The organism is Pirellulimonas nuda (assembly GCF_007750855.1).
GTDB classification, from domain to species: Bacteria; Planctomycetota; Planctomycetia; order Pirellulales; family Lacipirellulaceae; genus Pirellulimonas; species Pirellulimonas nuda.
In genome coordinates this window covers 337266-357360 of record NZ_CP036291.1, presented here as the reverse complement: position 1 = coordinate 357360, position 20095 = coordinate 337266, and the positions used below count along the sequence as shown (strand labels likewise).

Genomic DNA, 20095 nt, shown 5'->3' with positions numbered 1-20095 from the left:
ACTGAACATGCGCTGTCGCAAGTCGCTGCGCGCGTGTGAGCAGTGATAAGCCGTGCGGACGAGTTATGAAGCCATCGTGAATCCGCGTCTATCTGTTTCATCCGCGACGATCCGCGTCCCATTCTTATGCTAAAGTTCGCTGCTTGGTTTGCTTCGCATCGCGGCGTCGTCGGCGTGTTTATTGGGATCGTCACCCTCCTGGCGGCGATCGGGTACGTCCGGCCGGCGCACGTTGTGCACCCGCTGGAGAAGTACGAGACCCGCCTGCGCGAGGCCGATCCGGCGGTCGCCGATCAGGTCTCCCGGCGCCTCGACCTTTCGCGCAGCGACTCGTTCTTGGTCGTGGACGCCCCCGACTTGTTCACCCCGCGGCGCATGGCGGCCGTGCGGCGGATGGTCGACGCGGTTGAGGCGCTGCCGATTGTTGACAGCGTGTTCTGGGCCGACCGCGTGCCGATGCTCAACGTGTTCGGCTTCGCCGACCCGCTGATCCCCGCCGAGGGGGCTGGGCCCGAGGCGCTGGCCGAGGCGCGCCAGAAGCTGCTCGTCCACCCGCTGGCCCAACAGCTCGTCTCCGACGACGGCAACGCCCTGCTGATGCCGGTGACCTACGACTGGCTGGAGCTCGCCGCCGAGGGGAGCGCGCAAACGGTCGACCAGGTGCTCGCCACCGCCCGCGGGGCGCTCGCCGAGGGCGCGTCTGCGGACTCCCCCATCCGCGTGCGTCTCACGGGCCGCACGCCGTTGTTCGCCGCGCAGAAGTCGGCGTTCGACCGCAACAAGACCTTCTTCCAGATGGTCGGTTACCTGCTGGCGCTAGTGCTGGCGATCCTGATGTTCCGCGGCGTGGCGGCCGTGGCGGTCATCTCGCTGGCGCCGGCGCTGGGGGTGTTCTGGTCGCTGGGGCTGGTGAAGCTGCTGGGGGTGCCGAGCAACCCGCTGGCCGAGGTGGTGATGCCGGTGATGGTGTCGATGATCGGGCTCACCGACGGGGTCCACCTGCTGGTGCAGATCCGTCGCGAGCGGCTCGCCGGCGCCGCGCCGATCGACGCCTCGCGGCTGGCGCTCGAGAAGGTGGGCATGGCCTGCTGGCTGACGTCGCTCACCACGGCGGTGGGGTTCGCGTCGCTGCTGCTGGCCGGCAGCGACTACGTGCGAGACTTCGGGCTGATCTGCTGCTGCGGGGTGGTGATCGCGTTCATGGCCATCATCACCTTCGTGCCCCTGCTGTGCAGCACGTGGGTGGGGCGTTACGTCGAGCGCGGCGAGTCGCGCGACCTGGTGAGCCACAGCGTCGACTGGCTGGGGCGCCTGATCGACTGGATCATCGCCCGCAAGTGGGTCGTCTCCGCGGGTTCGGTGGCCGCGACGCTGGCGCTCGCCGCGGTGGCGCTGCGGCTGGGGCCCGACAACCGCCTCGCGTCGGCGATGCCCGCCGGCGCCGAGGCGTACCAGGCGCTCGCGTACTGCGACGAGCACTTCGGCGGGATCGAGTTCTTCCGCGTCGTGATGCGTTGGCCCGAGGGGGTGGACGAGGACGACCCCCAGGTGCTGGCCGCCATCCGCGACACGGAGCGGGTGATCAAAGCCGAGCCGCTGCTGGCCCACCCGCTGAGCGTACGCGGCATGCTGGCCTCGATGCCGGGGGACCCGGAAGACCTCGAGACGCAGGTGACGTTCCTGTCGCTGCTCCCGTCGGAGCTGCGTGGGTTCTTCTACCGACCGGCGGAGCGCGAGGCGGTGGTGTCGGTGCGGATGCAGGACAAGGGGATCGCGAAGTACACGCCGGTGTTCGACCGGCTGGAGCAGACCTTCGTCGACGGGCTGGCCGCCGCCCACCCCGGGTACGCGTGGCGGCTGGAGGGGACCCCGGTGAAGCTGTCGCGCGACCTCTACCAGATCGTCGACGACCTGCGCCGCAGCCTGGCGACCGCGTCGGTCGTGATCCTGATCGTGCTGGGGATCGCGTACCGCTCGGCCCGGGCCGGGCTGATCTCGGTGGTCCCCAACCTGTTCCCGCTGGCGGCCACCGGGACGCTGCTGGTGTTCACCAACGGCTCGCTCGATATGTCGGCGGTGTGCGCGTTTGTGGTCTGCCTGGGGATCGCGGTCGACGACACCATCCACTTCTTGTCGCGCTTCCGCCAGGAGGTGGCGGTCGACGGCGACGTAGACGCAGCGATCCGCCGGGCGTTTGTGGCGGTCGGCAGCGCGCTGATCATGACCACGGTGATCCTGGTGACCGGCTTCGGCGCGATGCTGATGAGCGACCTGCCGGGGCACCGAACCTTCGCCGCGATGGCCTGCTGCACGATCTCCACGGCGCTGGTCGGCGACCTGGTGGCGCTGCCGGCGCTGCTCTCCTGCTTCTACCGCGGCGCAGTACGCCCCCACCCCGAGCCGGCCGACCGCTAGCCGGCGGGCCCCGCCCCGTCGGGGTGAGGAAGTAGACGCGTCCATCCGGCGCCCCGACGGGGCGGAGCCCGTCGGCTAGGGTGGGTTCCGATGGATTCCGTTGACTCTGGCCACGCGCTGCTGGACTTCTGACCCGCGATTGCGCAACATACGGATTCTGCGTGAAGCTGCTTCTCAACGACTCTATCTCAAGAGGCCCCTGATGGACCCCAGCGCCCCGATCGATCACGTCTCCCGCCGTCGTTTCTTGGGCGCCGCCTCGGCTACCGCGGGGTTGGCGGGGATGGGGCTGGCCGCGATGGCGGCGCCGGCCGGCGCCCAGCCGGCGGGGTCGCGGCAGTCGGGCGCCAAGCGGCCCGGGCCTAACGATCAGGTCGTCGCCGGGTTCATCGGCTGCGGCATCCGCTTCCACGAGCTCATCAACGGCGCCACGCAGTTCGGCCCCGCCGCGGTGGTGTGCGACCTGGACGACGTGCAGCTAGGCCGCGGCCTGCAGTCGGCCATGGACGCCCACAACACCCATCGCTACCCGATGGGGATCGAGCACTGCCGCGACTACCGCCGGGTGCTCGACCGCTCGGACCTGGACGTCGTGGTGATCGCCACCCCCGACCACTGGCACACCAAGCTGGCCATCGAGGCGATGCGGGCCGGCAAGGACGTCTACTGCGAGAAGCCGCTGACGCTGACCATCGCCGAGGGCGCCGCGATCGAGAAGGTGCTGGGAGAAACCGGCAGGGTGTTCCAGGTCGGCACGCAGCAGCGGAGCGACTTCGGCAAGCGGTTCGCCAACGCCGCGGCGATCGTCCGCGACGGACGCGTCGGCAAGGTCAACCACGTCACCTGCGGCATCGACGGCTCGATGACCTGCCCGCCGCTGCCCACCACCGACGCGCCGCGCGAGTTCGACTTCCAGACCTGGCTCGGCCAGACGCCGGTGGTCCCCTACTGCGCGGGCGCCAAGATCCAGACCTCCGGCTACGGCGCCGGGGTCCCCTTCAGCCGCACCCACAACTTCTTCCGCTGGTGGTACGAGTACGCCGGCGGCAAGCTGACCGACTGGGGCGCCCACCATGTGGACATCGCGCTGTGGGCCACCCAGCCCCCCCTCGACAAGCCCTTCACGCTCGATCCGCTGATGGTGGAGCACCCGGTGCCGTTCGAGAACGGCATGCCGACCGTGCACGACCGCTTCAACTGCGCCACCAAGTTCAAGTGCCGGGTGACGTTCGCCGACGGCCTGGTGCTGGACGTCTGCGACGAAGCGCCCGACCTCGGCTTCGGCAACGGCATCATGTTCCAGGGCTCCGAGGGGCGGATGTTTGTCAACCGCGGCAAGCTCACCGGCAAGGCGGTCGACCAGCTCAAAGAGAAGCCGCTGCCCGAAGACGCCCTAGAGAAGCTGTACGGCAAGAAGCCCCCGACCAGCCACATGGGCGACTTTGTCGAGTGCGTGAAGAACGGCGGCAAGACCGTCTCCGACGTCACGTCGCACAACGCCCACCTGAACGTCTGCCACGCGGTGAACATCGCGCTGCGGCTCAACCGCAAGCTGACGTTCGACCCCGCGGCCATGAAGTTCACCGGCGACGACCAAGCCACATCGTTCGTCGCACGCAAGCAGCGCAAGGGCTTCGAGATCGGAGCGTAAGGAAGCTTTTAGCTGTCGGCTCTCAGCGACCTGCTTGTTGACGCGCTACGCGCGCCCAATAGCTGCCGACCCTAGGTCGGCAGCTTTTGGCGGATTGCGTCGTCGTGGAACCGATCGTCGCGACCTTGCAGCGCCGCTTTGCGCGCCGCCCCGCTTCACACGCGTCGTATCCCGAACACGCTTCGGGGGGTGAAGAACCAGAACAGCCCCGGGCGCAGCAGCAGCTCGCACGCGGTAGAGGTGGCCAGCCCCCCGAGGATGACGGTCGCCACCGGGTAGAGTATCTCCTTGCCCGGCTGGTCGCCGCCGATCACCAGCGGCAGCAGCCCCAGGCCCGTGGTGAGGCTGGTCATCAGCACCGGCGCCAGACGGTCGAGGCTGCCGGCGACGATCACTTCTTGGGTGAGCCCCTCTTCGCGGCCCCGGTCGAGGTAGGTGCCCACCAGCAGCAGGCCGTTGCGCGCCGCGATGCCCCCTAGCGAGATAAAGCCCACCATGCCGGCGACCGAGAAGTCTTGCCCGGTAAGCACCAGCGCCCACACGCCCCCCACCAGCGCCACCGGCAGCGACACAAGCACCTGCCACACCAGGCTCGCCGACCCCAGCGCCCCGTACAGCAGCACGAACACCGCGGCGATGGAGACCAGGCTCAGCCAGCCGATCCGCTGGGTCGCTTCCCGCTGCGCCTCGAACTGCCCCCCCATCTCGATGAAGTAGCCCTCGGGCAGGTCGACCCGCTCGGCGATCCGCGCCTCGATCTGCTGGACCGCGCTGGCCAGGTCGAGCCCGGCCGTGTTCACACGCACCACAATCCGCCGGCGTGCGTCTTCGCGCGAGATGGTGTTGGGCCCCGCGCCCTCGTAGATCCGCGCCACTTCCGACAGCGGCACGACGCCGCCGTCGGGCAGGTCGATGGGCGTGCGGCCGAGCGCCTCGGGGTCCGTCCGGTACGACTCTTCCATCCGCACCAGCAGGTCGAACGACCGCTGCCCCTCGATCACCTGCGTCACCACCTGGCCGTTCATGGCGGTCTCGACAAACTCCAGCACCCGCGCCGCCGTGAGCCCGAAGGTAGCGAGCTGGTCGCGACGCAGCTCGACGCGGAGCTGCGGCACCTGCTGCTGCTGCTCGACTACCGGCGGCGCGATGCCGGGGATGTCCTGGATGGCGCCCTTGATCGACTCCGCCTGGGCGCGCAGCTCGCCCAGGTCGTCGCCGTACAGCTTGATCGCGATTTGCGCGGTCACGCCCGAGAGCATGTGGCTGATCAGGTGGGCGATGGGCTGCTCTACCTCGTGCTCGACGCCGGGCACGCCTTCTGCGGCTTCGCCGAGCGCCTCGATCAGCTCCTCTCGGCTCAGCTCGCTCTTGGGGTTGAGGGTCATCACGTACTCGCTGACGTTCACCCCCATCACGTGCTCGTCCATCTCGGCACGCCCGGTGCGGCAGGTGAAGGAGAGCAGCGGCGCGGTGGGGTCTTCGGGCGTGGCCAGCAGCTCGCTGAACTTACGGTCGGCCACCGCGCTGAGCCGGCGCATGGCCTCCAGCGAGGCGCTCGGCTCGGTGAACAGGTTCACCTGCGCCGCGCCCTCGTCGAACGGGGGGAGGAAGTTCTTGCCCATCTTGGCCATCTCTACCACGCTGGCCGCCAGCAGCAGCAGCGTCGCCCCGCCGGCCAGCGTCAGCCCGCTGCGCGTCATGCTGGCCCGCACCACCGGCGCGGCCAGACGCTTGAGCCCCCGCAGCAGGGGGCCGTCGCCGTGCGTGGTGCTCTTGGCCTTGGGGAGCAGGTAGTAGGAGAGCACGGGGGTGACCGTCAGCGACACGGCCATCGACGCCAGGATGCTCACCACGTAGGCCACCCCCAGCGGGCTGAACATCCGCCCCTCGATGCCCGAGAGCGCGAACAGCGGCGCGAACACCAGGATCACCATGCCGGTGCTCACCACGATGGCGCCGCGGACCTCGCTGCTGGCCTGGTAGATCACGCGTAGCGGGTGGCGTGGCTCTGGCAGCAGCGCGTTCTCCTTGAGCCGGCGGAGGATGTTCTCAACGTCGACGATGGCGTCGTCGACCAGCTCGCCCAGCGCCACCGCGATGCCCCCCAGCGTCATCACGTTGATCGACAGCCCCATCCAGCGGAACACCAGCGCCGTGGCGAGCACCGAGAGGGGGATCGCCGTGAGGGTGATAAACGTGGTCCGCAGGTTCATCAAGAACAGCAGCAGCACGACCACCACCAGCACCGAGCCGTCGCGCAGCGCCTCGACCACGTTCGCGACGCCGAAGTCGATGAACTCCCGCTGCTGGTAGATGGTGGGGTCGACCACCACGTCGTCGGGGAGCGACGGACGCAGCGCGGCGATCGCTTGGTTGATGGCCTCGGTCAGCCGGCGGGTGTCGGCGCCGGGCTGCTTCTGCACGGTGATCACCACCGCGGGCCGGCCGTTGACGGACGAGTCGCCCCGCTTGACCTGGGCGCCCTCGACCACGCGGGCGATGTTGCGCACCAGCACCGGGCGTTCGCCGCCGGCGCGCACCACCACCTGCTCGATGTCTTCGATGGACTGCACCCGCCCCAGGCCGCGGACCTGCATCGAGCGGGCGCCCCGGTCGACGTACCCGCCGGTGACGTTCAGGTTGCTTTCCCGCAGCGCCTGCTCCACTTGGTGCAGCGACACCTCGTGCTCGTGCATCGCGTGCAGGTCCACCAGCACCTGGTACTGCTTGCGGCCCCCCCCCATCGTGATCACCTGCGACACGCCGGGGATCGCCAGCAGCCGGGTGCGGATCTGCCAGTCGGCGAGCGTCCGCAGCTCCAGCGGCGAGGTGTCGCCCGAGTTGCTCCAGACGCCGATCATCTGGATCTGACCCAGCAGCGAGCTGATGGGCCCCAACTGCGGCTGGGCGTCTTCGGGGAGCTGCGACGCGACCGTGGCGATCCGCTCCTGCACGATCTGCCGGGCGGTGTAGATGTTGGTCCCCCACTCGAATTCCACGTTCACCACCGACAGCCCGATGTCGGAATTGGAGCGCACCGCGATCACGCCGCTGGCGCCGTTCACGGCGGTCTCGATCGGGAACGTCACCAGCCGCTCGACCTCCTCGGGGGCCATGCCGTGCGCCTCGGTGATCAGCACCACGCGCGGGCGGGTGAGGTCGGGGAGCACGTCGATGGGGAGCCGCAGCGCCGCCAACGCCCCCATCACCAACACCGCCACGGCGCCGGCCAGCACCAGCAGGCGGTTGTCGAGCGAAGCCTGGATAACGCGGTTGAGCATGAAGAGGTGTTAGGTTTTGGGTTTTAGGTTTTAGGTGTTAGTCGTTAGGAAAGAGGTTCACTCATCACTCATCACTCATCACTCATCACTCATCACTCGTCCCTCGCCCCTCCCTCAATGATCGTGGTCATGATGATGCCCCCCGCCGCCTTCTTGCTGCGACTTGAACGCCAGGTACAGCGGGTAGGCGCCGGTCGCCGCGGTTTGGGAGCCGGCCCGCAGCAGGTCGCCCGGCGCCACGACCACGCGGTGGGCGTCGCGGTGCAGCACGGTCACGGGGACCGGCAAGAACTCGATATAAGGCTCGACGTGGTCGTGCCCCGCGGCGGCTTCTTCCGCGGCGTGGGCGGCGTGCTCTTGGAAGGTTGGCTTGCGGAACACCAGCGGCTCGGGGCCGTCGGTGGCGACCGCCTCGGGGGGGAGCACAAAGCCCCCCTCGATCCGCCGCACCGGCGCCCGCACGTGGGCCCGCTGGCCCACCTTGTACCGCCAGGTGCGGTAGCGCCGACCCTGGGCGTCGCGGGTTTCGCGCAACAGCTCGTTGGGGAGCGCCACGTAGGCCAGGTAGGTCTGCGTCTCGGGGTCGACGTGCCCCGCCACGTAGCGGATCGGAAGCCCCGGGCGGAGCTCGCGTCCCCCCCCCGCGGCGACAAACTCGGCGGTGACCGTCTGCCCCGCCTCGGCCGCCTGGGAGAGCTGGTCTACCTCGTCCGCGAACGCGCGGGCCGCTAGGTAAAGCTGCCTGTGGTGCGCCAGCTCGCACAACGCGTCGCCCCGCGCCACGGCCTGGCCCGGGGTGACCAGCAGCGTCTCGACGGTCGATTCCCCAGATGGGCGGTCCGCCTCGGTCCACGACGCCGGGCGCACCGCCATGGCGGTCGCTTGTTCTGCCTGCTGCTGCGGCGCGGGGAGCCTCACGACCAGCCGGTCTTGCAGCGTCCGCTCGCTGCGCAGCTTCTCCAACTGCTCGGCCGGCAGGCCGCGGACGATCAGCTCCTGCGACAGGCGGTCGATCTGCCCGCTCAGCTCGCGTTTCTCGTACTCCAGCTCCAGCGGCCTGCGTTGGGCCACGGCGCCCGACTGGGCGAGCGGGCCCAGACGCGACAGCTCCGATTCTACGTTCTCGAGCCGGGTCAACGCGGTGAGCAGCTCAAGCTGGGCCTCGATCACGCGTTCGTCGATCACGCGGACCACAAAGAGCGCGTCGCCCGGCTCTACCGTCATGCCGGGCATGGCCAGCACGTCGGTCACCACGCCGGCCACCGGCGAGGCGAGCTTGCCGGCGCTGAGGCCCGGCAGCTCCACCACCTCTGCCGGGAGGCGGATCGTCACGTCGTAGGGCTCGGGGGCCAGCGTCTGCAACCGGATGCCGAGCGTTTCGTACGCCGCCTGGGAGAGGCCGATGAACGGCTCGGCGTGGTCTTCGTGATCGTCCTCAGGGGCGGCGACCTCTTGCGCCCCCCGCCACCCGTCGAGCGCCGGCCGGAACCACAGCCCCGCGGCGAGGCCGACCACCAAACAAGCCAACAAAGAGAGCACAATGCGCATCACGGAACCGCAGGTTCTAAGGGAGGGATCGGGGCCAATCACGCAGCGTCTGCAAGAGAAGAAGCAGCCGGTGCGGGGCTCAGATCCGGTAGACCTGCAGTTGCGCGCGCAGCGTGGGCGCGTCTTGAAGAGGGTCGCCGAAATCGCTGATCGAAGCGCCCGGTAGGGTCGGCGCAAGGGGGTCGCCGCCGTGGGTTCCGGCAGCGGCGAAGCAGCAGACGGAAACCTGCTGGTCGGCGGCCACCCGCACCGCCGAGCAATACGCGGCCTGCGGGGCGCACCCGCAGTGGGCGTGATCGAACGCCGGCGTGTCGGTCGGCGGGTGGGAATGGGTGTCCTGGTCGCCCACGGCGGCTCGGACGGCCTCTAGCCACACGTTGTGCTCATCGCAGCCGCACGGGCAGACCCCCATCTGATAGACGAGGGCCGCCGTCAACAAGCACGAGGCGATGGGTGAGGCAGTAAACCGCATACAACGAGTATATGCTGGGGCAGGACCGGGCAGCCAGAGCGATTGCGTCGGACCAGTAAGCGAAATCACACAGAAGAGAGCCACTAGCCCACGGGCGCCGCCCCGTCGACGCGTCTCAAACCAAGCACCGATCGGATCCCCCCGACGGGGCGGAGCCCGCCCGCTGTTCGTATACTCAGGAGCGACGGTTTGGGCAGCGGCGCTGCCTGCCCTGCTTGGATTGCCATTCTAGCGAGGCTGTCTAAACTAATTAACAAGCTAACTAAATGAAGTGATCCGGCATGCGGTACGAATTCGAAGACAGCATCGGCTACTGGATCGCGATCGCCAACCAAGGGTTTGCCCGGGCGATCACCGAAAAGCTGGCGCCCCACGGCATCACCTACCGTCAGGCCCAGGTGCTGGGCTACCTCGAACTGGACGGCCCGCAGACACAAAAAGCCCTGTGCGGTCGCATGTTGATCGAACCCCCAAGCCTGGTCGGTGTCCTGAACCGCATGGAACTGGCCGGCCTGGTCGAGCGGCGGGGTTGCCCGGACGACCGCCGGCGGAAGCTGATCTACCCGCTCCCCCCCGCGGAGGCGATCTGGGAGAAGGTGGCCGGCTGCGCCCGCGAGGTCCGCGCCCAGGCCGCCAAGGGCCTCTCCACCAGCGAGGTGGCTCAACTCAAGACCCTGCTTCAAAAGGTACACCAGAATGTCAGCTCCACGTCGCCCACTGCGGCATAGTTGGGTCGCGCTTGGCCCCGTGGCGACGATCGCCCTCGGGGCCGCCGCCGCGTACGCCCAGCCCGGCATGGGTCCGGCGCCCGTAGTGGCCGCCAAGGTCGCCGAGCGCACCGTCACCGCCGCGCAGACGTTTGTCGGCACCGTGATGCCGAGCAAGCTCGCCACGATCGGCAGCGCCGTGTCGGGGCGGGTGATCGAGTTCCCGGTCGAAGAAGGGGACCGCGTCGAATCGGGCGAGAAGCTCGCCCAACTGCTGACCGAGACGATCTCGCTGGAGCTGGCCTCGGCCGAGGCCGAGCTGGAGCTCCGCCGGCAGCAGCTCGCCGAGCTGGAGAACGGCACCCGCAAGGAAGAGATCGAGCAGATGCGGGCCCGCATGGCCGCGGCCAAGGCGCGCGGCGAGTTCCGCCGCGCGAGCCTCGACCGCATCGAGAGCGTGTACCGCACGCGCGGCGCCGTGACCGAAGACGACCTTCAAGAAGCCCGCGCCGCGGAGGTCGAGGCCCGCGAGACCTACCTCGACATGAAGGCCCAGCACGAGCTGGCGGTCGCCGGCCCGCGGGTCGAGGCCATCGCCCAGGCCCGCGCGCAGGTCGCTTTCCAACAAGCGGTCGCCGAGAAGCTGTCCGATCAGATCAAGAAGCACACCATCATCTCCCGCTTCCCCGGCTACGTGGTCAAAGAACACACCGAAGCGGGTCAGTGGGTGAACCAGGGCGACCCCGTGGCCGAGGTAGCCGCCATGGACGAGGTAGACGTGGTCGTGCAGGTGGTTGAGCAGAGCGTGCCGTTCATCAAGGTGGGGGGCGATGTGCGGGTAGAGATCCCCGCGCTCCCCGACCGCGTGTTCGTCGGCAAGGTGCAGTCGGTGGTGCCGCAGGCCGACGCGCGGAGCCGCACGTTCCCGGTCAAGGTGCGCGTGCAGAACGAGATCGGCCCGTCGGGCCCGCTGATCCAGGCCGGCATGTACGCCCGGGCGGCGCTCCCGGTCGGCAGGCAGCAGTTGGCGCTGATGGTCCCCAAGGACGCGATCGTGCTGGGGGGCCCCAGGCCGATGGTGATGATCGTCGCCGGCGCCACGAAGCAAGGAGACGAAGGAAAAATCCAGCCGGCGCCCGTCGAGCTGGGGGTCGCCCAAGGCGAGTGGATCCAGGTCATCGGCCCCGTCGAGCCCGGCGCGTTGGTCGTCGTGCAGGGCAACGAACGATTGCGCCCCGACGCGGCCGTGAGGCTGCTAGGGGTGAAAGAAGACAAACCTCCGGAGAAGATCGCAGACCGGATCACGGGATCCAATTAACAAGGCACACGGTGTCGTAGGCTGCACGCAGTGCACCACAGGTAGGGTGCACGCAGTGCACGACATGTAGGGTGCACGTAGTGCACGACATGTAGGGTGCACGTAGTGCACGACATGTAGGGTGCACGTAGTGCACGACATGTAGGGTGCACGTAGTGCACCATGCGGAAGAACCGCCGTAACGGAATCGATGCGTCGAATAACAAAGGGCGCCCCCCCGCTTGGTGCACTGCGTGCACCCTACACGTTTAGGGACGCGACGAATTCGCTTCGGCCAGCGTCTCCGAACCTGTCCACCCCACCGCTTGCGCGTCCCTAGCCCCTCGCCCCTATCCCCTCGCCTCTCGCCCCTCTCTCATGAATCTCGTAGACGCCTTCGTCCACAACCCGATCAAGGTCGCCGTTGGCGTGCTGCTGCTCAGTCTGTTCGGCGGCATCGCGCTGCTGCAGATGCCGATGCAGCTTACGCCGGAGGTCGAGATCCCCACCATCACGGTCACCACCCGCTGGCCCGGCGCCAGCCCGCAGGAGGTGGAGCGTGAGATCGTGGTCGAGCAAGAAGAGCAGCTCAAGAGCGTCGAGGGGCTAGTGAAGCTCTCGTCGGAGAGCTCCGACTCGCAGGGGGTCATCACGCTCGAGTTCGCCGTGGGCGCCGACATCGACAACCTCCGCTCCAAGGTCGACGGCCGGCTCAACCAGGTGCCGGAGTACCCCGAAGACGCCGACGAGCCGGTGATCGCCACCAGCGACCCCAACGCCAACGCCATCGCGTGGTTCATCCTCAGCGCAAAGCCGCCGTCGGCCGAGCGGATCGACGAGTTCACGGCCCAGCACGCCGACCTCAAGCCGCAGCTCGACAAGGCCCGCAACGCCGAGAACGCCGGGCTGATGATGCTGCGGCTGCGGCGCCTGGCGGCCGAGCACCCGGAGGTCGCCGAGCTGCTGCCCCCCCCCGAGTTGAATGTGCCGCAGATGAAGCGGTTCGCCGAGGACGAGATCGAGGCCCGCTTTGAACGCGTCGACGGCGTGTCGCTGTCGAACGTGATCGGCGGGCTCGAAGACGAGATGCAGGTGATCGTGGACCCCGAGAAGCTGGCGGCCCGCAGCCTCACCATGAGCCAGGTCCGCGACGTGCTGCGCGGCCAGAACAAGGACACCTCGGCCGGCTCGTTCGACGACGGCAAACGCCGCTACGTGGTCCGCACGTTGGGCGAGTTCACCACCCCCGAGCAGGTCGAGAACCAGCTGCTGGCCGTCCGCGGCGGCGCCCCCGTGTTCGTACGCGACGTGGCCGAGGTCGAGCGCGGCTACAAGAAGCCCGAAGGGCTGGTCCGCCGCTTCGGCGAGTCGAGCATCGCCATCAACTGCATCCGCGAGACGGGCGCCAACGTGCTGGACGTGATGGACGGCCTCCGCGCGGTGAACGCCCAACTGAACCGCGACCTGCTGGCGCCCCGCGGCCTGGTGCTGACCCAGGTGTACGACGAGACAGAGTACATCAACAGCTCGGTCCGGCTGGTGCAGCAGAACATCTTCGTCGGGGGCGCCCTGACGATGGTGGTGCTGATGGCGTTTTTGCATCTGGGGGTGCGCACGCTGATCTTCATCCCGCTGATCCTGTTCACGGCCATCGCCGCGGCCTACCTCTCCCCCTGGTACTTCGTGCTGTCGCTGGCGCTGATGCTGGGCGCCGGCTTCTGGTTCGCCCGCGGCGCCCTGGTGGTGGGGCTGGCGATCCCGATCAGCATCATCGGCACCTTCTTGGTGCTCAACGCGCTGGGACGCTCGCTAAACGTCATCAGCCTGGCCGGCATGGCGTTCGCCGTGGGCATGCTGGTCGACAACGCGGTGGTGGTGCTAGAGAACATCTTCCGCCGGTTCGACGAGCTCAAGGAGCCGCCGTTCACCGCCGCGGTCCGCGGCACGCAAGAAGTGGCCGGCGCGGTGCTCAGCAGCACGCTTACCACCATCGCGGTTTTTCTGCCGGTGGTGTTCGTGCAGCAAGAGGCGGGGCAGCTGTTCCGCGACATCGCGCTGGCGATTAGCGCCGCGGTGGGCCTCAGCCTGATCGTCTCGGTGACCGTTATCCCCACGGCCGCCGCGCGGTTGTTCAAGCGCGACCGCACCGGCAAGGCGCCGGCGCCCTCGCACGCTACCAACGGCCACACGCCGGCCGCCAGCCACGCCGCCATCGGCGCCGTGCAGGGCGCCGGCGGGCTGTTCACCAGCGCGGTAGTAGGCCTGAACGACTGGGCCCAACGCGGCCCGCTGCGACGCACGCTCACCATCGCGCTGCTGGTGGGGCTCTCCGTCGGCGCCAGCTACCTGCTGTGGCCGCGGGTCGAGTACCTCCCCACCGGCAACCGCAACCTGGTGATCGGCTTCGTGATCCCCCCGCCGGGCTACAACACCGATCAACTGATGAGCCTCGGCAAGATCGTTGAGGATGAGCTCAAGCCCTACTGGGACGTCGACGCCGATGCCCTCCCCGACACGCCCGCCGATGGGATCAACGCCCCCGCTATCCAAGACTTCTTCTTCGTCGTCCGCGGCCGCAGCGTCTTCTTGGGGGTCCGCTCACGCGACCCGCTGCGCTCGGCGGAGCTGGTGCCGCTGGTGTTCCGCATCGGCAGCAAGCTGCCCGGCTCCATCGCCTTCGCGCAGCAGACCAGTTTGTTTGAACGCGGGCTGGGGGCGGGGCGCTCGGTCGACGTAGAGATCACCGGGCCCGACGTCGAGAAGCTGGTCGGCCTCGGGCAGCAGGTGTTCGGCAAGGTGATGCAGGTGGTGCCCGGCGCCCAGGCGCGGCCCACCCCCAGCCTCGACCTTTCCAGCCCCGAGGTGCACGTCGAGCCCCGGCTGCTGCAGGCGGCCGAGATGGGGGTCAGCTCCAGCGAGCTGGGCTTCACGGTCGACGCGCTGGTGGACGGCGCCTTCGTCGGCGACTACTTCTACGAAGGGAAGAAGATCGACCTCACGCTGATGGGCGAGGCCAAGTACGCCGACCAGACCCACCTGGTTGGCGCCGCCCCCATCGCCACCCCCATCGGCCAGCTCGTGCCGCTTAATGCGCTGGCGGACGTGGTGATTAGCAGCGGACCGGAGCAGATCAACCACCGCGAGCGGGTCCGCTCGATCACGATCAACGTGTCGCCCCCCCCCACGGTGGCGCTGGAAGACGCGATGATCAACATCGAACAGCAGATCGTGCAGCCGATGCGCGAGAGCGGCGCCCTGGGTGACGGCTACAACATTGCGCTTGCCGGCACCGCGGACAAGCTGCGGCAGACGTGGGAGGCGCTGCAGTTCAACGTGATGATGGCGCTATTGATCACCTACCTGCTGATGGCCGCGCTGTTCGAGAGCTGGCTCTACCCGCTGGTGGTGATCCTCAGCGTCCCGCTGGGCGCCGTAGGGGGCCTCCTGGGCCTGCGCGTCCTCAACTTCTTCGTGCTGCAACCGCTCGACGTGCTAACGATGCTCGGCTTCGTGGTGCTCATCGGCACGGTGGTGAACAACCCGATCTTGATCGTGCACCAGGCGCTGAACCACCTGCGCGAAGACGGCATGAGCACGCACGACGCCATCCTAGAAAGCGTCCGCACCCGCATCCGCCCGATCTTCATGACCACCATCACCACCGTGCTGGGGCTGCTCCCCCTGGTGGTCTTCCCCGGCGCCGGCAGCGAGCTGTACCGCGGGCTGGGGAGCGTGGTGCTGGGGGGCCTGCTGGTCTCGACGATCTTTACGCTGGTGCTGGTGCCGACGCTGCTGGCGGTGGCGCTGGACGCGAAGACGTGGATGACGGGGGTGAAAGAGCGCGCGGCGGCGGACGAAGCGGTAGAAGAAACCCAGGAGTGGAGACAACCGCCAGCGAGCCGGGGCGTCCTCGCCCCCGGCGTGGGGGAGAGACGGTCGCCGCCGAAGTTGTAGGGTACGATGGAACGTTGGTTGAACCGCAACTTCGCGGTCGCTGTGGAAAGAGCCAAGGCGTAGACATTCGCCCTTGGGACCACTTTGGACTCTAATGCCAAAGGCGTTCTGAGTCAATTTTCTGGCATGGCGATATGTCGACTACCTACGTGGCTACTTCGATCGGTGTCATCGCCGACTTTGACCACGGAGAAGGATGGATGACCATCCAATGGCCCGACGAGCAGTACGGCAACGAAGGCTTGACGATCGACATTGATGGCCATTGTTCGCGAAACATGCCGATCCGCTCCGGCCATGGACCACCGGACTTCGTCGAGCTCCAGCGAGGCTATCTGAGAATCCGGTTCGAGCCAGGCCTAGCAAAGCGGCTCGAGCTAGACGAGGAAATCACGGTGCAGTTTGACCTGGATGAAGAAGACTTTCAGGCGGTCAATCAGTTTGTCGAGAACATCGGCGGCCCAGCCCCGGAGGGGCGATAGCGCGTAGCCAGGGGCGCCAGCCCCTGGAACTAAGGCGATCGGAAACGAAGCCGCGGGTGGCTGGGGTCGCAGGCGTCAGCCGGAGCCCCCAGCAGCAGCTCGAACCACCCCCGCCACTCAGTGGCGACCGCCTGGGGGCTCCGGCTATCGACTCCGACCGCAGGCACCCAGCTCCCACTAAGCTCAGCTTACTCTAGCCAGTCGGCTGGGATTGGATCGACCTGCAGGGGTCTTTCTTTGCCGTAAAGCGTGCTTGCCGCACTCGACCATCGCCAGTCTTCGGCACGTTCGACCAAACCTCGCCGGACCGGGTTGAGGTGGATGTAGTCGATCGTCGCGAGCAGCGTTCTTGGCGCCGTGATGTTTCGGTCGTACCCGCCCCCCGACTTCCAGAAGAGCCGCTCAGTGCGGCCGCCGCGTTGTCGCGTGATCTGGTCGAGCCACTCGGGCGAGTTGGCTTCGATGTGCTGAATCGCGCGTCTGCCAATGGGGCCTTTTATCGCTTTGCGAATCTCTGCGATGTCGTAGTCCGACTCCGTTGGATAGACCACGGCGTGGACGTGCTCCGGCATGAAGACGTACGCCCAAAGCAGAAACCGCTGGGTTGTACGTGCCGCATCGATCGACTCTGCAAGCCACGAGCAGGTGAGCTCGGACCGCAGGAACGGGAACTGCCGATAGCAGGAGAAAGTGAGGGAGTGGGCGTGGCCCGGCGCATTATAGTTGCGGCGATGTCGGTAGCTGGTCGGCATCGGAAGATTGAAACCACTATCGCATATCCAGTCCATGGGTGGCTGGGGTCGCAGGCGATAGCCGGAGCCCCCAGCAGCAGCTCGGACTACCCCGGCCACCCAGTGGCGACCGCCTGGGGGCTCCGGCTATCGCCTCCGACCCCAGGCACCCAGCAACACTATGTCCTTCCAGTAGCAGCATGGCCACGCGAGCGTGGCCATGGCGCCCGGCTGGGTCCGCAGGCGTCAGCCGGAGCCCCCAGCCGCGGCGCGCTCTATCGCGAACACTCCGTTGCGATATCGCTGAGATTCCAGCTACCGCCAGCGCCGTCTGTTCCGTATCATCGATGCCGCCTCGCGGCGGACTGCGGCTTTATCGCCGCCAGCGGCCCGCGAGCCAATGTAGCCTTCGCGCGGGCGGTCCCGGTCGTGGGGCGTTTGACAAACACGCTACTTCCAAGGAGAGGACGATGTTGATCTGGAGTGGCTACGGCTTTCTGGTCCCGGTCTTAACGTTTTGTTCGTGCCTGCTCCTGGCTGTCGCTCTCGATGCGATGTTTGGCGAAGGGTATTATTCTTCCCACCCGTGGGCGGTCGGAACTGCACTGGTTGTCGGGGGCATGGCTTCCGCGTTGGTCGGCTTCTCATTGAAAGGCCGGTCCGACCGCACCGTCATTGACGAGCAAACCGGTGAGCGCTTCGTCGTCAACAGGTCGTCGCACAGCTTCTTCTTTATCCCCATGCACTGGGCCGGCGTGCTGATCGCATTGATCGGCGCAGGCGTGTCGGTGCTTGGCAAGTAGCGGCGGGTGGCTGGGGTCGAGTGCAAAGGTAGGTGAACCCGCCGGAGTCGGCGGCATTGAGAACCCAGAAGCTTTCGCCGGCGGAACCACCTATCCTACAACTCGCCGTCGCCCCTCCGGGGCTTTGTTGATTCGGCCGTATTGACCAGGGGCTGGCGCCCCTGGCTATACGCCGTCGGCCCTCCGGGCCTGGGGTGCGTTTTGCTATGCGTTCAGCCACCGCCGCCCAAACGCTTCACCCATCCGCAGCCCCCGCCCTCAGCGGCAGCAGTCAGGCGTTACGCCGCGGCGCGATCAGGCTCACCCCCACGGCCAGCGTCAGCAGCGCCAACCCGCCCGGCTCGGGGACCGCGGCGCTGGCGGGCGCCGCGCCGCCGCTGGCGCCGAAGTTGTTTCGCCAAACGTCGTAGTCGGCCTGGGTGACGCTGCCGGGGGTGGTGTCGCCGGGCAGCGTGACGCTGCTCCCCAGGTTGTCTCGCCAGGTCGTGTAGTCGGCGGCGTCTACGACGCCATCGCCGTTGTAGTCGCCGTCGGAGAGGGCGGGCTCCAGGCTGGCGAGGATCGCGTCGAGCTGGATCGCGGTGAGGCTGCTGTTCTGATGGAACAAGATCGCATCGATCTCTGCGTTCCTCTCCCGGCGACCCAGGCGGAACTCCAGCGGCATGCCGACGTTCGACTGGCTGATGGTAAACTGCCCGCCGGTCTCCCACCGGAAGGCCCCGTTGCTCGAGAGGTTGTCGACGACCGCGGGATCGACGCCAAAGCCGGACGGCGTGAAGATGCTGTCGGACGAGCCGTCGAAGCCCCGCGCCAGGTAGTAGGCCGTGTACGTGCCGGCCTCGCTGAACGCCAGGTCGTACAGCGCAAGGGTGTCGTGCGGCGTGGTGGAGAGGTTGATGTTGCTGCTACTGCCAGTGGAGGGGGCCTTGATCGCGGCGCCCCCCGAGGCGGCGCCGTTCTGGACGATGGTCCAGACCTGGCCGTTGCCGTCGGGGTCGGTAACCGACGTGAAGTCCTCCGCCTCGACCACCTGGAAGGGCCCCGCGGGGATCGGGATCGGCGGCGGCCAACTGTCGGGCGCCGAGTAGTTGAACCACGACGCGCCCACGTCCACCGTCGTCAGCGGCTTGCGTACGATCTGGGCGAACGAGTTCTCGTCGGCGCCGATATCGAACAGCCCGATACGCGGCTGGCCGTCGAAATCGACCGTGACGAATCCAGACGCCACGGCGTCGATGGCCGGGCTGGTTGCCGAGGGGCGCCACAGCCCGTCCGGGCCGAGCTCGAGCTGCGGGTCGACGACGTTGATGCCCGGCCGCGCGGAGATCCCCAGCGCCGCCCCGAAGGCGATGTTGTCGGCCCAGGTGAAGCCGGTCCCTTCGGCGCCCTCAAACAACGGGGCGGCGGTGCTTTGGATCAGGTTGCGGGCGATCGTCACGTTCTGGGGGAGCAACGAGCGGCCGCTGGAGCCCAGGCCCCAGTCGAGCGTGATGGCCGCGCCGCCGACGTTGACGATCGTGTTGTGGGCGATGGTTGCGTTCTTGACCTGCTGGTAGCCGCTGGGGATGGTGTTCGGGATGCCGGCGGTGAGCGAGATCGCCCCGTCCGCCTCGTCGTCGACGTCGGCGATGTAGTTGTTGACGATGACGTGGTCTTCGCCCACCACCCGGACGCCCCCCGACCCGGCGCGTCCCTCGCCCAGGAAGAAGTTCCCCTCAACGGTGGCGCGGTGGCCGTGCCGCAGCGTGAGCGTGCCCGCGGACTCACGGAAGGTGTTGTACCGGAAGACGTTGTCGTTGGACTTGCTGGAGATGATCTCGATCTCGCCGTCTTGGCGCTCGAAGAGGTTGTTCTCTACCAGGATGTGGGCGTTGTAGTGGCTCGTATCGCTGTCGCCCAAGCGGATGGTCTCGAAGCCGTTCTCGTAGCCCACGGGGCGGTCGGCGAAGTGGTTGGAATCGATCTGGTGTCGCGCCTCGGCGATGACGCCCGTCTCGTCCAGCCAGGCGATGACCGTGGGGCCCGGGTTCTTCTGGTCAATAAAGCGGTTGTGGTCGACCCGGTTGTTCTGGCCGTAGAGCGACACCCAGTGGTACTTGTCGGTCAGGTCGGCCGGGTTGTACGACTCGATCACCGAGTTGGTGAAGCGCGAGTCGTGCGCCTCCCCCAGGGGCCCGCGGAACTGGACCACGTGATCGGAGTTGACGATGGTCCCGTTCTTGAAGTGCAGCCCGTCGACCACCAGGTGCCCGCCCGAGATCAACAACTGAGACGTGCCGTTGAGGATCACGCTTCCCGGCGTTTAGGCGCGGAGGATGATGGGCATCCCGGCCGCGCCGTTGCCGGCGAACGAGATGTTTTGGTTGGTCCAGTTGCCGTTGGCCATGATCAGCGTGTCGCCCGACATCGCCGATTGCATTGCCGTGGTGATCTGAGCGGCGCTGGCGACGTTGAACGTTGCGGCGTGAGAAGTCGAGGCGGCTGCTGCAACAATCGCCGCGGCTACCTGCGCCGCGAGAACGCCAACACGGTTGAACTTCATCGTTGCGTATCCTGGGGGAAGCCGCGTGAGTGGTAGTTTCACGCGAGCGGGGTGTGGCGCCTTGGCCGATCAAGCGGATGGCGCCCGAGTCGGCTTGCCGGCGTTCCTTGCCGCCACAAGCAGCGGCCCGGCAACCGAGGTGGCCTCCATCACAACGTTGTCGATCCGCCGTTCCGGGGCACTACGCCTGCTCCCCGTTCGTCTCGTCCTGT

11 protein-coding genes and 1 pseudogene are annotated in these 20095 nt (G+C 67.7%); 7 read left to right on the top strand and 5 right to left on the bottom strand.

The features are described from left to right. Positions 1 to 126 precede the first annotated feature (126 nt). Both Pla175_RS01360 and Pla175_RS01355 read left to right on the top strand, forming a co-directional pair. Positions 127 to 2415 carry an efflux RND transporter permease subunit gene (locus Pla175_RS01360; RefSeq protein WP_145280582.1) on the top strand — a complete coding sequence of 763 codons (2289 nt, stop codon included), beginning with the start codon at positions 127 to 129 and terminating at the stop codon, positions 2413 to 2415. Positions 2416 to 2617: 202 nt separating this feature from the next. Then, positions 2618 to 4066, top strand: a complete 1449-nt coding sequence (locus Pla175_RS01355; RefSeq protein WP_145280580.1) for a Gfo/Idh/MocA family protein — start codon at positions 2618 to 2620, stop codon at positions 4064 to 4066. A gap of 155 nt (positions 4067 to 4221) precedes the next feature. Here Pla175_RS01355 and Pla175_RS01350 read toward each other — a convergent pair whose 3' ends face one another. The 3 genes from Pla175_RS01350 to Pla175_RS01340 form a co-directional block, all read right to left on the bottom strand. Beyond that, entirely contained in the window at positions 4222 to 7347 is a 3126-nt protein-coding gene (locus tag Pla175_RS01350; RefSeq protein ID WP_145280578.1) for an efflux RND transporter permease subunit, read from the bottom strand. Between the two features lie 114 nt (positions 7348 to 7461). Beyond that, complete coding sequence (locus Pla175_RS01345; RefSeq protein WP_145280576.1) at positions 7462 to 8895, bottom strand: efflux RND transporter periplasmic adaptor subunit; 1434 nt, start codon at positions 8893 to 8895, stop codon at positions 7462 to 7464. A 79-nt stretch (positions 8896 to 8974) separates the two neighbouring features. Next, positions 8975 to 9367, bottom strand: coding sequence for a hypothetical protein (locus tag Pla175_RS01340; RefSeq protein ID WP_145280574.1), 393 nt, complete (start codon positions 9365 to 9367; stop codon positions 8975 to 8977). Positions 9368 to 9648: 281 nt separating this feature from the next. Here Pla175_RS01340 and Pla175_RS01335 point away from each other — a divergent pair, with 281 nt between their 5' ends. The 4 genes from Pla175_RS01335 (at position 9649) to Pla175_RS01320 (ending at position 15807) form a co-directional block, all read left to right on the top strand. Next, positions 9649 to 10095 (top strand): MarR family winged helix-turn-helix transcriptional regulator, encoded by a 447-nt coding sequence (locus Pla175_RS01335; protein WP_145280572.1) that lies wholly within the window; start codon positions 9649 to 9651, stop codon positions 10093 to 10095. A 19-nt stretch (positions 10096 to 10114) separates the two neighbouring features. Beyond that, positions 10115 to 11392 (top strand): efflux RND transporter periplasmic adaptor subunit, encoded by a 1278-nt coding sequence (locus tag Pla175_RS01330; RefSeq protein ID WP_197527191.1) that lies wholly within the window; start codon positions 10115 to 10117, stop codon positions 11390 to 11392. A gap of 357 nt (positions 11393 to 11749) precedes the next feature. Next, complete coding sequence (locus Pla175_RS01325; protein ID WP_145280567.1) at positions 11750 to 15325, top strand: efflux RND transporter permease subunit; 3576 nt, start codon at positions 11750 to 11752, stop codon at positions 15323 to 15325. A 149-nt stretch (positions 15326 to 15474) separates the two neighbouring features. Continuing rightward, positions 15475 to 15807 (top strand): hypothetical protein, encoded by a 333-nt coding sequence (locus Pla175_RS01320; protein WP_197527190.1) that lies wholly within the window; start codon positions 15475 to 15477, stop codon positions 15805 to 15807. Between the two features lie 188 nt (positions 15808 to 15995). On the opposite strand, the gene Pla175_RS01315 is transcribed toward Pla175_RS01320, so the two are convergent. Beyond that, entirely contained in the window at positions 15996 to 16595 is a 600-nt protein-coding gene (locus Pla175_RS01315; RefSeq protein ID WP_197527189.1) for an REP-associated tyrosine transposase, read from the bottom strand. Positions 16596 to 17008: 413 nt separating this feature from the next. On the opposite strand from Pla175_RS01315, the gene Pla175_RS01310 reads away from it, so the two are divergent. Then, positions 17009 to 17341: a hypothetical protein gene (locus tag Pla175_RS01310; protein ID WP_145280563.1), complete on the top strand. Its 333-nt coding sequence runs from the start codon at positions 17009 to 17011 to the stop codon at positions 17339 to 17341. 271 nt (positions 17342 to 17612) lie between these two features. Here the strand turns inward: Pla175_RS01310 and Pla175_RS01305 are convergent. Next, positions 17613 to 19883: pseudogene (locus Pla175_RS01305) on the bottom strand (polysaccharide lyase 6 family protein). Between the last annotated feature and the right edge of the window lie 212 nt (positions 19884 to 20095).

What these genes read in the sequence shown, in the direction of transcription:
- Pla175_RS01360 (WP_145280582.1), top strand. Translation starts at nt 127, where the DNA reads ATGCTAAAGTTCGCTGCTTGGTTTGCTTCGCATCGCGGCGTCGTCGGC.
- Pla175_RS01355 (WP_145280580.1), top strand. Translation starts at nt 2,618, where the DNA reads ATGGACCCCAGCGCCCCGATCGATCACGTCTCCCGCCGTCGTTTCTTG.
- Pla175_RS01350 (WP_145280578.1), bottom strand. Translation starts at nt 7,347, where the DNA reads ATGCTCAACCGCGTTATCCAGGCTTCGCTCGACAACCGCCTGCTGGTG.
- Pla175_RS01345 (WP_145280576.1), bottom strand. Translation starts at nt 8,895, where the DNA reads ATGCGCATTGTGCTCTCTTTGTTGGCTTGTTTGGTGGTCGGCCTCGCC.
- Pla175_RS01340 (WP_145280574.1), bottom strand. Translation starts at nt 9,367, where the DNA reads ATGCGGTTTACTGCCTCACCCATCGCCTCGTGCTTGTTGACGGCGGCC.
- Pla175_RS01335 (WP_145280572.1), top strand. Translation starts at nt 9,649, where the DNA reads ATGCGGTACGAATTCGAAGACAGCATCGGCTACTGGATCGCGATCGCC.
- Pla175_RS01325 (WP_145280567.1), top strand. Translation starts at nt 11,750, where the DNA reads ATGAATCTCGTAGACGCCTTCGTCCACAACCCGATCAAGGTCGCCGTT.
- Pla175_RS01315 (WP_197527189.1), bottom strand. Translation starts at nt 16,595, where the DNA reads ATGGACTGGATATGCGATAGTGGTTTCAATCTTCCGATGCCGACCAGC.
- Pla175_RS01310 (WP_145280563.1), top strand. Translation starts at nt 17,009, where the DNA reads ATGTTGATCTGGAGTGGCTACGGCTTTCTGGTCCCGGTCTTAACGTTT.